Here is a 15544-nt window from a genome sequence, read left to right on the forward strand (position 1 = left end):
CGACACCCAGCTCTACAAGGCCGAGCTGGCGCTTCTTTCCACCGTTAGCGAATATCCGGCCCTGCCGGAGGCGCTGGCGGCGACCCTTGCCGGATACGCACCAGCCACGGAAACTGCCGACACCACCAGGCAGCGTTATGTCTCTGCCATCATGGCCGCCCTCAATGCCAAGGCGCGCGAACGCAATTATGACAGCATCGCCACGGCGGTGACCTATCTCAACGATGCCAATGCCACCTTTGCCGCCGAGGCCAAAGCGCTCTTCGACTGGCGCTCTGCCGTTTGGACCTATGCCACCGATGAGCTGGCCAAGGTCGAGGCCGGGGGCACTATCCCGACGCTCGATTCCTTTATCGCGGCAATGCCGGTGTTTGAGTGGCCGCAGGTGGCTTCGACGACGGAGGCAGCCGGGACCACGACGGAAACGACAACCACCGCCACAGAAGGAGCCTCGGCATGAGCACCACCGAGCGCATGCTGCGGGACCGGCTCTCGCTCGCAGAAAATCAGGCCGAGCAATATGCCGCCGCTATCGATCGCCTCGCTGCCCAACTGGCAGACGCGATGAACCGGCTGAAGGTCTACGAGCCGGAAGAAGGAGCGGAAACCGATGAGGCCGCCGACGGCCAAAGGCAGATCACGGCGGACAAGATTGAGGTTGGAGAGATAACGGTGACCACCCACAAAAAGGCCTGAAGCCGACGGGTGGCCGGGGTGCTGAAACACCCCTGACGACGGGCCTGAGATTGGCGTCCTGACCCGTCCGACAGCAACATACGATAACTGTCACACCCGTACCCTGCAGGGCGGGTCTTAAGTGACTGAGTCGTGAGATCTTGGAAATGGTAAATCTTCAAACATGGCGTGACGTCCCCAGCACGCAGCCACCGGCCGCATGGATGGGCGGCAAACGCACACTCGCACCGCGCCTGGTCAAGATGATCGAGGCCGTGCCCCATGACATGTATGCCGAGCCCTTTGTCGGCATGGGCGGCGTCTTCTTCCGCCGCAGACGGGTGCCGCGCGCCGAAGTCATCAACGACCGCTCCGGCGATGTCATCAACCTCTTCCGTATCCTTCAGCGGCATTATCCGCAGTTCATGGATACCCTCAAATTCCAGATCACCAGCCGCAAGGAGTTCGAGCGGCTGAAAGCCTGCGACCCGGCAACGCTCACCGATCTGGAACGCGCCGCCCGCTTCCTCTATCTCCAGAAGCTTGCCTTCGGCGGCAAGGTCGAGGGGCAAAACTTCGGCGTCAACCGCTCAGGCGGGGCAAGGTTCAATCTCACCCGGCTTGCGCCCCTGCTGGAAGACGTGCACGAGCGCCTCTCCGGCGTCGTCATCGAAAATCTCGACTGGCTGGCCTTCATCACCCGCTACGACCGGCCGGGCGTGCTCTTCTATCTCGACCCGCCCTATTACGGCAACGAGACCGACTACGGCAAAACCCTCTTCGGCCGCGACCAGTTCGAGGTTCTTGCAGACCGTTTGAAGGTCCTTCAAGGCCGCTTCATCCTGTCGATAAACGACCGGCCGCAGGTGCGTGAGATATTCGCGGGCTTTGATGTCGAGGGGGCCGAACTGACGTATTCTGTGGCTGGGGGCAAAGGGACTGACGCGCGAGAGTTGATTTATTATGGTAGGGGTGGGTGATGTTCGGAGGGCATGTTTGGGGGTGGCTTTGCGCCTCCAAGTCGGTCGTCCGCCGCCTTCATATCGCTGCTGAAAGCTGACATTCATCGAAGACGCAGTGAACTCAAAGGTTGGGCCGGAAGCGGAAATTTGCTGCCGTTTGAACGAATGGCTGATGTGTGTCTGCTGATCGCTATGCCGGTCTTGCCTGTCCCTTGAACTACGCCGTTTCATTTGCGGCTGCAGCCTGTGCCTTAGCGGCCTTATCCTGCTGGCTGCGTATCCATGTCCATTTCGTGTATTCGCGGGCGACGCGAACGCGTGCTTCTTTCAGCGGCAGTCCCTTGTAGTGGGCGAGCGTGGGATTTCGCGCGAAGAACTTGTCAACCTGTTCTTGGGTCATCTTGGCGTGCGATTTCAGCATCCATTCGTAGAGATCGAAGGGATCGTCATCGCGCAGCCTGCGCGAGGCGTTGTCTTTTCCGAATACCGCATCTGTGTACCGACTTGCTGCCTGGGCTTCGCCTGCTGTCAGTGGCATTGCTACGAACCAGTGGCGACCGTTCGCGCCGACAGCGAGCATAGCCTTGTCATCACCCCATGAACTGATTTCTTCTACTGTCGCGCGGACGGTTTGGCCGTCCATGTCTGGTACTTCGATCATGTCGCCGATCTTGACCGTGCGCTGCGGATTGCCGTCGCTGTCGAGCAACTCAGGCGGCGAACCGTCGAAGGTGATCGGCACGGTGCTGGCGGTTTTCCACGCTTCCATGAGCCAGAAAATGTCGCGGTGCTTATCGTAGCCTTCAAGCGCCGCTTCGATTTCCATCGGCCGCCCGAAGGGATAGTCGTCGATCTTGATGGTTTGCAGGAAACCGAAGCATGGCCGACCCGTGACGTCCTCGTCGGCGAGGAACGTATGGTTTGTGATGACGATATAGGCCGGCGCAATCGGCTGGCCATGCACCGTCATGCTGTTCTCCGAGTCGCGGATCACTGCTTCGGCTTTTTCGGCAACGGCGTGCCAGTCGGCCTCAGCCATCATGGTGGGGATGCTCAGCTCAAACCAATAGATTGGATTCGTGAGTTTTTTTTTCGACGCTTTGTGGATCTGGTTGCGTATGTAGACTTCCAACTCGCGCTGAAACTCCGCGTTTGTCACATCGCCCGTGAACGCTTTCCAGTCGTTCTTGCGCTTGGCTTCAACTTCATAGGTCTTTCCTGACAGCTTGGATTTCGCCCTGAACTCCGGAGTCGGCATCGATCCGGACTTCGTCTCTGCGCAAGAAATCTTCATGCCCGCGACGGCCAATGCCGCGCCTACGATTGCCTCGTGATAGGCGGGCATAAAGCTGGCGGGATTACGCAGCCGCTTGAGCAACGGCTCCGGTATTTCGTCGTGGTGGGCTATCAGATAGAGCGCATAGGCTAGGTGCAGCCAGCATGCCATAAAGCCCATCATCACAACAGTTTTCACCTTCGGCTCACCGACCTTGTGACCGCTGTACGCTTGCGTTTTCTGCTGCCAACGGAAGAGCGGATGCTGTCCCTTTTCGCGTTCGCACTCACCCCATTCATGGCCGAGCGTCTTCTTCATGAAATAGTCGAGAAAGTTGGGGAAGAGTACCCAGTTCTTTCCCCAGTGGACCGTCTGTTTCACCGCGACGAACCGAAAACCGTTCGTCTCGTCCATCCACGAGACGATGGGATTGCCGTGACCTTGCTGCTGCTGGCGCACGTTCTCCGCAGCGTGATGTTGTCTCAGCATAGCTTGCGCTTGCGCCAAGAAGGTGGGGGCACGTTCAGTCATTGGTGCGCGCCGCACGCCCGGTTTGGCAGCATTCAAACAGCATTTCTTGAACTTCTTGCCGCTCCCACAGGGGCAGGACTCATTCCTTCCAGTCTTCATTCTTTAAGTTATCGCAGAATCATGCCGCTGAGTCACGTCATTGTCAGACAGGCTATGATTTGCACAGATCTGCATTGGGATATTTGCGATTCCGTCAACAACGACGTTCCGCGGCACACCAAGTCAAAGCCTGTCCAGGACAAAGGAGTTGTCGTTCGACACATTGAACTCAAATGGCAAAATTGTGCGGAAAGTGTTCGCGGGTTTTGCCGTGGGCAATGCCCGCTTTCGTGGTCTCACATCTACGATCGGCCAGCCCCCTCCCGGCCCCCAACCGGCCCTCAAAGAGGCTTCAAAGCCCCTTCAAACCGGCTTCAAAAGATCGAAAAACCCTTCAAAACTGAACGATTTTGAAGCCAGCAATGATTTTGCTGCGATGATTCGATATGGCCGACATGCAGCCAAAGCAGTTCTGAACGGGCCAATCAAAGAAAACCGATTGCTGGGCTTCAGTCGATCTTGGAGCGATGGTGCTGTCATCAACACAGGAGATGACAATGAACGACGAAAACAAGAGAATGGCCTTCACCTCAATGATCAAGGTCATGCAGCACGAAGCACAAGAGTTGATAGACCGGATCAACATCGCCGCCGCCGATATGGAAGAACAGCGCTGCAACAGCGCGGTCGGTGCTTTGTGCACGGTGGATGAAAGCCTTGAGCGTATCGCGACCCTGCTTTCGAGCGTCAGGGCCATTCACCGCATGCCCGCATTCTGAGACGACCGTAACCGACAACAAAAAGCCCCGGCATGACCGGGGCTATTTTTATGAACAAATGTATTTTGATACTGCCGGTCAACGATCGTCGTCAGGGGCGTTCAATATTCGTCGGATTAGCCGACAAAAGGGCGGAGCTAATCTATTCCGTGTCGAGCGTCTAGGGCACCAAGACGCGGGAGTTGATTTATCTCAGTGAGATGAAAGTATTGAGTTCAGATCGATATCTGCTGCAATTGAGGTTGGGAAGGCGCGTGATGTTTAAGTTGAAATTTCGAAGGAGGTTTCGCCGTGGTTGGAAATTGCTGCTTATTTTCCTGATTACGAAAAGCATTCCTATGGGTGGTCTAATCCCTTACAAACAACGCAAGCGAATGGGTTGGGAGCTTGTGATTCTAATTATAATTGTCTTCTTTGTGATCGCAGCCGCCTTCGGCCTAGAGTTTACGCAATGGAGTAATACTTCTACAGGGCAGCAAACTTTGTCTCTATGGTTTGGAGACAAAAGCCTATTCGACCTCGTTTCGAGCGCGGTGACGATGATAGCTACGATCGTGGCTGGGTTTCTAGCTTTCCGAAGCTATGAGACAAACCGACGTGCTGCCATCGCTAATCGTTACCAGAAAGGCGTCGAACTTTTGGCTGCGCCCGCAGATAGTTCCAAGCTCGGTGGTGTCGAATTGTTATCCGTCGTCGCAACAGAGGCTCCTAAAGAGTATCAGGTGCCTGTTATCCGAACGCTTCGCCAGTTCCTACAAGAACGCTGCTCGTCTAGAATACAGGCTATTCTTGCGGGAGGAGAAGTTTCTGCAGCAGAAATTGCCGCTGATACGGACTTCGTGGTTATGACATCTCTGTCAGCTATAGCCCGTACTGACTTTAGAAAGCGATGGATAGCACGGGAAGATGATGAGGCCGGCTTGCCTCTATTCGGCATCTACCTGCAGAAGATGCACTTCTTCCACGTCAATTTTTCGAGGCTGTGGATTCTAGAATCGATTTTCGGAGATGTCACTTTTGAGTTTTGTACCTTCCGAGAAACGACATTGAATATCAAGTGTAGTGGTAGGATTATCTTTAAGGACTGCACCCTCGATAACTTCGAAATAGTCGCAGCGGATATAGCCGGGAAGCGGTTGGAAGACACGAAATCATTCATTAAAGTGTCCGGCTCCCAAAGGCCGATTTTTTGTAGGGTTAACGGCCAAAGGATTTAATCAGGAATAATGATTGGTAACGCGCCTAACTCAAATGCTACGGCCCAACATTATTCTCACCCTTCATACTCTTAGGCGGCAAGCCCGAAACCAGCTCAGAGGCCACGGAGTTTCAAGGGAATGGGAGCCACAACGATGATGCCGGCTGAGCAAAACGACTGAATCCTACAACCAAATAGCCCAGGCAAGACCGGGGCTATTTTTATGGAAATCATCGACTTTGACAGTCTGTCTGGAATTTCATTTTTCCGGTTTTGGGTGTCAAAATTCCGAAAGTCCGCGGCGAGCTACAGCCGGGCGATCAAAGCAACGGGCGTTCTGACGATCACTGCGGGTGCAACCGCAGTCACAAGCACAGCAGCGAACGGCGCTGGACTGCTCGAAGGTGGTGACTTGCCGGAGTTCATTTTTGCCGATGCACTCGAAGACGGCGCTTCGGGCAGCTTTGTCGAAGTTCTGCTTCGTCGGTAATGTTGTTTGCAAAAGCCCCTCAGTTGAGGGGCTTTGTCGCTGGCGATTGCGCCATGCCCTCTGATTCGCTTTGCAACTCAAAATTACGTCGCCAAACGTGGGTTTTTGCCCAAAAACCAAAAAATCATTTTTCCAGTTTCTCGTGTCAAAATTCCGAAAGTCCGCGGCGAGCTACAGCGAGCTACAAGCGAGCTACAGCGAGCTACAATAATGAAAGAAAAACAACACCCGAAATTAGGGATGGTGGGCCCGGAGGGACTCGAACCCCCAACCAAGCGGTTATGAGCCGCCGGCTCTAACCATTGAGCTACAGGCCCTTTTGACACAGAAGTGTCAATGTGCGGGTTGGCAATGGCTCCAACATCCTTGTGCCCCCTGTAACCGAAAAGCGTTTGCCGGACAAGTCTTTGCCGCACTGGTTTCACAATAGGTTGCGCATAATCGTTTACTTGACCTTTAGAAGTGAGCAAGGAGCGCACGCAGCATGAATTGGATGATAACGAGAACGATCCGCACGAGCGTACTGGCCGTTTTTCTGGCCAGCATGGGGCACACGATATCCTGGGCATCTGAGCCGTCTGCCCCTCGCGAGGCCATCATGAATGTTAGTGGCGAAGGTGAGGTCGCTATCGTACCGGATATGGCCATTCTACGGCTTGGTGTTGTGCGTGAAGCTAAACTGGCCGCCGATGCCCTTCGCAGCAACAGTGATGCCATGGCGAAAATCATGTCTGCTCTTGAAAAAGCCGGCATAGAGGCAAAGGACATGCAAACGGCGGATTTTTATATTTCCCCCCGTTACCGCCAGGCTTCCTCTGGTGAGCAGCAGCCATCTCCTCCTGTCATCGAGGGATATAGCGTCAACAACAGCCTTGTCGTGAAAATAAAGGATATCAGCAAGCTGGGGACAATCATGGATGCCGCGGTCAATCTAGGCGTCAACCAGGGCGGAAACATCACCTTCACCAATGCTGCGCCAGAGCAGGCCATCACCAAAGCCCGCAAAGCGGCGATGGCAGACGCCATCAGCAAAGCGAAAACATTGGCTGATGCCGCCGGGGTCAAGCTGGGACGAATCATCTCCATCTCGGAAGCCTCGCCGCGTCCCATGGAGCAGACGATGATGATGAAAACCGAAATGGTGCGTCATCTGCCTTCTGCGCCTGTGCCGATCTCTGCGGGGGAAAACACCTATAGCGTTACTGTAAATGTCAGTTTCGACCTGAAGCAGTAAGGTGGGTAATAAAGCCGATGGTATTGGTCCCCCTGCGCGGCCACTGCGCTGTGCGCACGCACTTCGCCATCGGTTCAACGCGCCTCTACGTGCGGTTCACCGCAGATGCAAACGAAAGAACAAAGCGGAGCATGGCAGATGTCAGGTGCTCTAAAGCATTATCCGTTTTATGAGAGCGTTATCCCAAGAAAAATGCGTATCGGTTTTTCCTCAGGAAATCTGTAAGAACAACGAGTTGGAGTTTTCAGTGCTGCCGTAAAATACTGAAAACCTCTCAATGGACGACGCTGCAGCCGGCTGCACTATCAAGCCAACCATTTAGCAACCATAATTGCCCATACTGTGCGGCATAAGAAAGCGTGGCTGGCAGCGTCAGAATAGCCCTGTTCCATTCTGCACTGCTGCATGTATCTGGTTCATGCGATGCTGCATGCGCTTTTTAGAGTTTGTCGGGGATAAGTGGAAACCGGTTTTCCGGAAATGACAGGCATGACAAGGAGTTCGTAATGGCGGCACGATCGACACGAGGAGCAAGAGGTCGCGGAAAAGGGCGCAGTTCCTCCCGCAAGGGTGCCGCTTCCAGCTCCAACTGGCCCTGGTTTGCTGCTTTGATCGTGGTTGCCGCAGGCATTTCCGCTTATGATCACCGCGGGCAGCTTCCGGCTTATGTCGCAGATCTGGTGGGGGGTGGTCATGGCATCAATCGTCACACCTCAGAGGTCGATACACTTCACGCCGCCTCTGTTGGCGAGGTTCCAAGGCCGTTGCCGCGTGCCGAGGGGCGCGCACCGCTGCCACCTGCGACAACAATGACAGCCTCGGCCGCCGATCCTGGCAGAACCGTGACCTACGCTCCCTTGCCGCCTGCCACAACCATGAATAATGTCAGCATGCCCACCACGGCACAGACGACCTATACAAGGCGCTTTTACTATTGCGGCCGCGGCGGCTTGCGCAATTGCGTGGTCGATGGCGATACGTTCTGGTTGGATAAGGTCAAGATCCGTGTTGCTGATATTGATGCCCCTGAAACGGAACAGGCCAAGTGCAAGTCGGAACGGGATAGGGGTTATGCAGCAAAAGTTCGCCTGCGCGAATTGCTGAATGCAGGCGCCTTCTCCCTTGCCGCCTATGGTCATGAGAACAAGGACATATATGGGCGAAGCGTACGTCTGGTGATGCGCAACGGCCAGTCCCTTGGCGCCATTCTGGTCAAGGAAGGGCTGGCGCGCCCCTGGACCGGGCATCGCAAGCCCTGGTGCTAGAGCATTTCCCGGAAAAGTGTATAGCGGTTTTCCGTCCAGAAATGTGTAAAAACAAAAAGTTATATTATTTTAGTGTTTCCGTGAAACAGTGAAATACTATAATGACCGCTGTTCTTTTCAGGAAAATAACGTCCTTCAAAAAATCATGCCGCGCAAAACAGCATATGTTTGCGCGGCAAGCGGGAGGCATAAAAACGATCAAGCGTCATTGTCAATGACACATGATGCTATCCGATATAGGGGCAACCCGGACGGTTGGCCAGAATGATCCGGTCATAGCCACCACGACGCCAACCACCGACAATGATACGACGCGGCGTTACCCTTTCAATGCGTGGATGGTGCAGGCCAGCCTCGAAGGCCCGGTCCATAGCACCCGGCGGGGGGCAAAAGCCCGGGCCGCGCGGCGGGGGCGGGCCGGGAGGTCCCCAATGATCCCGCGGCGGCGGACCCCATCCTCGCGGCGGAGGTGGCGGGGGCGGAGCATAACGGTCACCGCCATCTCCCCAATATTGAACCGGCAGAACCTCGGCACCGCCGATGGTGACACCAAACTGAACCTGTGGCTGGGCGTATGCCTGTGCGGAAACAAAACTTGCCGCCATTAGGGCCGCAACACCTGCCAGAACGGTTTTTGATAACAGACGATGCATTTTTTTCTCCTCGACCACAACAGGAACGACGTGACAGTCTTGCTCATGTTTTGGCACCGAATTGCACGAACGCAGATGAAGATATGGCACCCAGCCTGAACAATGCCAGACATGATCATTCATATTTCATTCAGTTTATATCATTGTCGCAGCAGAACATTTCTAATGTTGTTCTATTATATTGAATAATAATTTATTGCGACGACGGCGAGCTTCAAGACATGTTTCTCCGTGCCATCAACCCAAAGCAAGTCGCAAGGCAAAAGCTGGACATTGGCCTTCTCTTTCCACATACAGCACGATCTGGCGACGAAGCGGTGCGATCTTCAGAAAGGTCAATGCATTTTTCGGTCGATGCTCTCGCTGGATTAAACCCTGTGTCAGCCTTGTCTCAAGCATGTTGCGGCTTCGCAGCTTCAGTCAAGGTGCTTTAAGCCTTTGTTTTTTGTATCTACGCTATCGCTTCATTGTGGACAATGAAACGCGACATGCCTGAGGCCGTGTCCGCTTCTTGCGGAAACACTGATAAATTCCAAGGGCGCGTCAGCGGCGATCATCTCTCGTGCACCCATTCTGTCTTTCTGTTATTTCTGAGCGGGAAGCCAAATGGCAACGTATGCCGCGTTTGGAAAACCGATGGAACGAGAGTGTTGAGGTTGGGCCAGTTATGTCGTCTACCAATGTTTTTTTAAAAAGTTTTCAGACACTGCCATGTTTGGCGATAAAATGGCTTGTGTCTGCCGGGCTTGCCCTTGCCTGCGCTACCGGCTCTTTAACGATGGCCCATGCCGATGATGCGCCGCAATTTGCCAAGGTTAAGGGTCGCTGTCTGCGGTTGACGATTGGTGAGCAGGATATGACGGAAATCTGTAATCCCGATTTGGGCCGCAGCCTGCATGGCGATGGCCGTAGCGGTCTCTATTTCTTTCTCGGCAAGGATCACATCGTGACCTTCAGTGGCCGACCGGTCGCAAACGACGCCAATGATGCCTCTGAGATTGAAAAGCTCAAGTTGGACGAAATCATTCTCAATCCGGGGGCGAGCAATGGAAAAACCCAGCTGCAAACCATTGGCGCATCCGGCTATTGCAAAACCCACCAGACGGGCGACGAAACCTATCTGGTGATCTGCTCCGGCAAATTGCAGAAGGGTACGCCCTTCAAGGCCAATTTCGAGATCGACAAGACGATGCAGTAACTCTGATTGCGGCTGTCTCCCAAAACCGGTGCCGCTTTTGGGAGACATTCTCGACTCGTCAAAAAGCTTCGGGATTGTCCTGTATCATCCTGGTCAGACTGCCTTCTGCCGGATAAAGCGGGATGAGGCAGGCCTGAAGCGCGTGGTAGATATCGCCCTTGCCGGGGAAGAGGCTGTTTGACGGCGTCAGATCCTCGGTCATTTCTTCATGCCAGCCGCCATGGTCACGGTCGATGGTGGTGTTGGCGATGAAATTCCAGATCTTGCGATATTGCTCTTCGTTCAGTGCCGTTCCCTGATGGTAATTGAGGAAATGGCCGGCGGCTGCCCCTTCGCAGAGTGGCCACCATAATTTGCTGGTCTTGTCCGGCACATTGTTCCAGTCCAGCGTATAGAAGAAGCCGCCATGCTTGCGATCCCAGCCGAGCAGCATGGACTGGTAAAAGAGGCCACGCGCGGCTTCCGGCATCCAGTCATGTTTTTTCCCGCCCAGCACCCATAATTGCAGCACCAGCCGGGTCCATTCCAGCCAGTGACCGGGGGTGGTGCCGGCGGGACGGAACATTTCATTCGGGTGGTAATAGCTGCGATCGACGGCCCATTGCTCATCGAAATGTTCGGACACGCGGAAGGCTTCCTCGCGGGCGCGGCGGTTGATGATCAGGTCGGCAATCCGCTCGGCTTTGTCGAGATAATGACGCTCGCCGGTAACTTCGAAGGCGGCCATCAGCGCTTCGGTCAGATGCATGTTGGAATTCTGGCCGCGATAGCCGGGCGCTGGCTGCCAGTATTCGGAGAATTCCTCGGCAATCGCGCCATGGTCGGCGTCCCAGAATTTCGTGTCGATGATTTCGGTAATGTCTTCCAGCATCCGGTCGGCCAGAGGATGGTTGACCGTTTTTGCCGAGGCGGCGGCCAGCATGACAAAGGCATGGCCATAGCCCTGTTTGGAGCCGTCGGCGATGCCTTCGTCGTCGATCTGCCAGGCATAACCGCCATTCTTCTCATCACGATGCTTGCGCCACAGGGCGCGCATGCCATGATCGATCATGTCGGCTGAACCGGGGCGACCGAGCAACTCGCCCATGGCGTAGCAATGCACCATGCGGGCGCTGGCATGGATGCCACGGGGTACATTCTCAGTGGTTAGCGGCCTGCCTTCGCGGGAAAGATCGTAAAACCCGCCCTTGGGATTGATCGCGACCGGCTGGAAAAAATCGAACAGGGCATTGGCCTGATCCTTCAGCCATTGCCGATGGTAGGGTCGCTTCACCCATGCCTCGGGCCGCAATTTATTGGACATCCGTTCCTCCACTCGTTACTCGGAATCGATCTCTTATATAAAGCCTTGACTGCCACTTGTCATGGCCGGCGAGCAGCCAATTCACGAGACTGCATGTTGACATAAAGATATCTTTATGTGATTTGGTTACGCTGGTTGTGAAGGAAGGATAGCCTCATGCTCGATCAATTGTTCGGCGCCTCGGGCGCAACGCGGGATGGCGCGGAAATCCTCAAAGCCCTGCAAAAGGCGGCAAGCGAGCGCATTCTCATTCTCGACGGTGCCATGGGCACCGAAATCCAGCAGCTTGGATTGGACGAGGATGATTTTCGCGGACAGCGTTTCATCGGCTGCGCCTGCCATCAGAAGGGCAATAACGACCTTCTCATCCTCACCCAGCCGGAGGCGATCGAGGATATCCATTTCCGCTACGCCATGGCGGGTGCGGACATTATCGAGACCAACACCTTCTCCTCCACCCGCATCGCCCAGGCCGATTATGCGATGGAAGGCGCGGTTTATGACATGAACCGCCACGGAGCCGAGGTGGTGCGCCGCGCCATTCTGCGCGCTGAGCGGGAAGACGGCAAGCGCCGCTTTGTTGCGGGTGCGATCGGCCCGACCAACCGCACCGCCTCCATCTCGCCGGATGTCAACAATCCCGGTTTCCGCGCGGTCTCCTTCGACGATCTGCGTCTTGCCTATGGCGAACAGATCGACGGCTTGATCGATGGTGGCGCCGACATCATTCTCATCGAAACCATTTTCGACACGCTGAACGCCAAGGCGGCGATTTTTGCCTGCGAAGAGCGCTTTGCCGCCAAGGGCATTCATCTGCCGGTGATGATTTCCGGCACGATCACCGATCTGTCCGGTCGCACGCTCTCGGGCCAGACGCCGTCTGCCTTCTGGAATTCGGTGCGCCATGCGCGGCCCTTCACCATCGGCCTCAACTGTGCGCTCGGGGCTGATGCCATGCGTCCGCATTTGCAGGAACTGGCGGGCCTTGCCGATACGTTCATTTCCGCTTACCCCAATGCCGGTCTTCCGAACGAATTTGGTAAATACGACCAGACGCCGGAGATCATGGCGGACCTGGTGTCGAGCTTTGCCGATGAGGGGCTGGTCAATGTGGTCGGCGGCTGCTGCGGTTCGACGCCCGCCCATATTCAGGCCATAGCCGAGGCCGTGAAGGGCAAGACGCCGCGCAAGCCGCAGGAGCATCGCCCCTTCATGTCGCTGTCGGGGCTTGAGCCCTTCGTGCTGACCAAGGACATTCCCTTCGTCAATGTCGGCGAACGCACCAATGTCACCGGCTCGGCCAAATTCCGCAAGCTGATCACGGCGGGCGACTATACCTCCGCGCTTGTCGTGGCTCGCGATCAGGTGGAAAACGGCGCGCAGATCATCGACATCAACATGGATGAAGGCCTGATCGATTCAGAAAAGGCCATGGTCGAGTTTTTGAACCTCATTGCCGCCGAGCCGGATATTGCCCGCGTGCCGGTGATGATCGATTCATCGAAATTCCCGATCATCGAGGCCGGGTTGAAATGCGTGCAGGGCAAGGCGGTGGTCAACTCGATCTCGCTGAAGGAAGGCGAGGAGAATTTCATCGCCCAGGCCCGCCTCATCCGCAATTACGGTGCCGCCGTCGTCGTCATGGCCTTTGACGAAACGGGGCAGGCCGACACCTATGAGCGCAAGGTGGCCATCTGTGCGCGCGCCTATAAGCTTCTGACGGAAGAAGCGGGCTTTGCGCCGGAAGACATCATCTTCGACCCGAACATCTTCGCCGTGGCGACGGGCATCGAGGAGCACAACAATTACGGCGTGGATTTCATCGAGGCCACCCGTACCATCCGCCAGACAATGCCGCTGGTGCATATTTCCGGCGGCGTGTCCAATCTGTCCTTCTCCTTCCGCGGCAATGAGCCGGTGCGCGAGGCGATGCATGCCGTGTTCCTTTACCACGCCATTCAGGCGGGCATGGACATGGGCATTGTCAATGCCGGTCAGCTGGCGGTCTATGAAAGCATCGATCCGGAGCTGCGCGAAGCCTGCGAAGACGTGGTGCTGAACCGCCGCGCCGATGCCACCGAGCGGCTGCTGGAGATTGCCGAACGGTTCCGGGGCACGGGCGCGAAGGAAGCCAAGGGGCAGGATCTCGCCTGGCGCGAATGGCTGGTGGAAAAGCGGCTGGAACACGCGCTGGTCAACGGCATCACCGAATTCATCGAGGCCGATACGGAAGAGGCACGGCAAAAGGCCGAGCGTCCGCTGCATGTCATCGAAGGGCCGCTGATGGCGGGCATGAATGTGGTCGGTGATCTGTTCGGCGCGGGCAAGATGTTCCTGCCGCAGGTGGTGAAATCCGCCCGCGTGATGAAACAGGCCGTGGCCGTGCTGCTGCCCTATATGGAAGAGGAAAAGCGCCAGAATGGCGGCGACCAGCGCCAGAGTGCCGGCAAGGTGCTGATGGCGACGGTGAAGGGCGACGTCCACGATATCGGCAAGAACATTGTCGGCGTGGTTCTGGCCTGCAACAATTACGAGATCATCGATCTCGGCGTTATGGTGCCCGCCACGAAGATTCTCGAGGTGGCGAAGGAAGAGAAGGTCGATGTCATCGGCCTGTCCGGCCTGATCACGCCTTCGCTCGATGAAATGGTGCATGTCGCCGCCGAAATGCAGCGGCAAGGCTTTAACGTGCCGCTGCTGATCGGCGGGGCAACCACCAGCCGCGTGCATACGGCGGTGAAAATCCATCCGCAATATCAGGCGGGGCAAGCGGTTTACGTCACCGATGCCAGCCGCGCGGTAGGGGTCGTTTCCGCGCTGCTTTCGGAAGAGGGCAGGGACGGCTATGTCGATGGCATTCGCGCCGAATATGCCAGGGTGGCCGATGCTCATGCCCGTGCCGAAGCCGAAAAGCAGCGCCTGCCGCTGGCGCGTGCCCGCGACAATGCCGTGAAGATCGACTGGAGCGGCTATAAGCCGACGAAGCCAAGCTTTACCGGCATCAAGGTGTTCGAGGATTACGATCTCAAGGAACTGGCCGAATATATCGACTGGACGCCCTTCTTCCAGACCTGGGAGCTGAAGGGCCGCTATCCGGCCATTCTGGAGGATGAAAAACAGGGCGAAGCGGCGCGGCAGCTCTATGCGGATGCGCAGGCCATGCTGGAAAAGATCATTGCGGAAAACTGGTTCCGCCCGCGCGCCGTGATCGGCTTCTGGCCGGCCAATGCCGTGGGGGACGATATTCGCCTGTTTCAGGATGACAGCCGCACGGAAGACCTTGCGACCTTCTTCACGCTCCGCCAGCAGCTTTCCAAGCGCGATGGCCGGCCCAACGTGGCGCTGTCGGATTTCGTCGCGCCCAAGGAAAGCGGTGTGCAGGACTATGTCGGCGGTTTTGTCGTGACGGCAGGCATCGAGGAAGTGGCGATTGCCGAACGCTTCGAGCGTGCCAATGACGATTACTCCTCTATCATGGTCAAGGCGCTGGCAGACCGCTTTGCCGAAGCTTTCGCCGAGCGCATGCATCAGCGGGTGCGCAAGGAATTCTGGGGCTATGCCAAGGACGAAATGCTCTCCAATGACGAGCTGATCGGTGAGGGCTATGCGGGTATCCGCCCCGCGCCCGGCTACCCGGCCCAGCCCGACCATACGGAAAAGGTGACGCTGTTTAACCTGCTCAACGCCACCGAAACCACCGGCGTAACGCTGACGGAAAGCTACGCCATGTGGCCCGGCTCCTCCGTTTCCGGCCTCTATGTCGGCCATCCGGACAGCTATTATTTTGGCGTTGCCAAGGTGGAGCGTGACCAGGTGGAAGATTATGCCGCCCGCAAGGGCATGGATATCCGCGAGATCGAACGCTGGCTGGGGCCGGTGCTGAATTATGTACCGAAGGCGGCGGGGGATGAGGCGGCGTGAGCCGCTTTATTGAGAGCATT

13 protein-coding genes, 1 tRNA gene and 1 pseudogene are annotated in these 15544 nt (G+C 56.2%); 10 read left to right on the forward strand and 5 right to left on the reverse strand.

The genetic code is table 11. From position 1 onward, the window contains the following. The 3 genes from NAC44_RS17690 to NAC44_RS17700 form a co-directional block, all read left to right on the forward strand. On the forward strand, positions 1-460 hold a 460-nt coding region (locus NAC44_RS17690), incomplete at its 5' end, for a hypothetical protein (protein ID WP_250942887.1). Then, positions 457-696, forward strand: a complete 240-nt coding sequence (locus NAC44_RS17695; RefSeq protein ID WP_250942888.1) for a hypothetical protein — start codon at positions 457-459, stop codon at positions 694-696. The genes NAC44_RS17690 and NAC44_RS17695, both read left to right, overlap by 4 nt. Before the next feature lie 146 nt (positions 697-842). After that, on the forward strand, positions 843-1655 hold the full coding sequence (locus tag NAC44_RS17700) for a DNA adenine methylase (protein WP_250942889.1): 813 nt from the start codon (positions 843-845) through the stop codon (positions 1653-1655). Between the two features lie 199 nt (positions 1656-1854). Here NAC44_RS17700 and NAC44_RS17705 read toward each other — a convergent pair whose 3' ends face one another. Together NAC44_RS17705 and NAC44_RS21270 are read right to left on the reverse strand one after the other, a co-directional pair. Then, complete coding sequence (locus NAC44_RS17705; protein WP_250943057.1) at positions 1855-3444, reverse strand: hypothetical protein; 1590 nt, start codon at positions 3442-3444, stop codon at positions 1855-1857. Between the two features lie 33 nt (positions 3445-3477). Further along, positions 3478-3543, reverse strand: a pseudogene (locus NAC44_RS21270) (SEC-C metal-binding domain-containing protein); the annotation flags it as partial. A 497-nt stretch (positions 3544-4040) separates the two neighbouring features. On the opposite strand from NAC44_RS21270, the gene NAC44_RS17710 reads away from it, so the two are divergent. The 3 genes from NAC44_RS17710 to NAC44_RS17720 all read left to right on the forward strand — a co-directional run bounded on the left by NAC44_RS17710 (position 4041) and on the right by NAC44_RS17720 (position 5950). Further along, the gene (locus NAC44_RS17710; protein ID WP_250942890.1) at positions 4041-4262 is read left to right on the forward strand and encodes a hypothetical protein; all 222 of its coding nucleotides are present in this window, start codon (positions 4041-4043) and stop codon (positions 4260-4262) included. A gap of 257 nt (positions 4263-4519) precedes the next feature. Further along, complete coding sequence (locus tag NAC44_RS17715; RefSeq protein ID WP_250942891.1) at positions 4520-5479, forward strand: hypothetical protein; 960 nt, start codon at positions 4520-4522, stop codon at positions 5477-5479. 204 nt (positions 5480-5683) lie between these two features. Beyond that, entirely contained in the window at positions 5684-5950 is a 267-nt protein-coding gene (locus NAC44_RS17720) for a hypothetical protein (RefSeq protein WP_250942892.1), read from the forward strand. Positions 5951-6191: 241 nt separating this feature from the next. On the opposite strand, the gene NAC44_RS17725 is transcribed toward NAC44_RS17720, so the two are convergent. Continuing rightward, positions 6192-6267: transfer RNA gene (locus NAC44_RS17725), tRNA-Ile, on the reverse strand. 167 nt (positions 6268-6434) lie between these two features. Between NAC44_RS17725 and NAC44_RS17730 the strand changes: the two genes are divergently transcribed. Both NAC44_RS17730 and NAC44_RS17735 read left to right on the forward strand, forming a co-directional pair. After that, a complete protein-coding gene (locus tag NAC44_RS17730) occupies positions 6435-7184 on the forward strand; it encodes an SIMPL domain-containing protein (protein WP_250942893.1) in 750 nt (249 codons plus the stop codon). Positions 7185-7690: 506 nt separating this feature from the next. Continuing rightward, positions 7691-8449, forward strand: a complete 759-nt coding sequence (locus NAC44_RS17735; protein ID WP_250942894.1) for a thermonuclease family protein — start codon at positions 7691-7693, stop codon at positions 8447-8449. A gap of 227 nt (positions 8450-8676) precedes the next feature. Here NAC44_RS17735 and NAC44_RS17740 read toward each other — a convergent pair whose 3' ends face one another. After that, a complete protein-coding gene (locus NAC44_RS17740; protein WP_250942895.1) occupies positions 8677-9102 on the reverse strand; it encodes a hypothetical protein in 426 nt (141 codons plus the stop codon). Positions 9103-9817: 715 nt separating this feature from the next. Here NAC44_RS17740 and NAC44_RS17745 point away from each other — a divergent pair. Next, positions 9818-10300 (forward strand): hypothetical protein, encoded by a 483-nt coding sequence (locus NAC44_RS17745; protein WP_250942896.1) that lies wholly within the window; start codon positions 9818-9820, stop codon positions 10298-10300. A gap of 58 nt (positions 10301-10358) precedes the next feature. On the opposite strand, the gene NAC44_RS17750 is transcribed toward NAC44_RS17745, so the two are convergent. Continuing rightward, positions 10359-11603, reverse strand: coding sequence for an AGE family epimerase/isomerase (locus tag NAC44_RS17750; protein WP_250942897.1), 1245 nt, complete (start codon positions 11601-11603; stop codon positions 10359-10361). 156 nt (positions 11604-11759) lie between these two features. On the opposite strand from NAC44_RS17750, the gene metH reads away from it, so the two are divergent. Then, positions 11760-15524, forward strand: a complete 3765-nt coding sequence (gene metH, locus NAC44_RS17755; RefSeq protein ID WP_250942898.1) for a methionine synthase — start codon at positions 11760-11762, stop codon at positions 15522-15524. Positions 15525-15544 lie beyond the last annotated feature (20 nt).

This window comes from Allorhizobium sonneratiae, from assembly GCF_023700755.1.
Lineage (GTDB): Bacteria > Pseudomonadota > Alphaproteobacteria > Rhizobiales > Rhizobiaceae > Allorhizobium > Allorhizobium sonneratiae.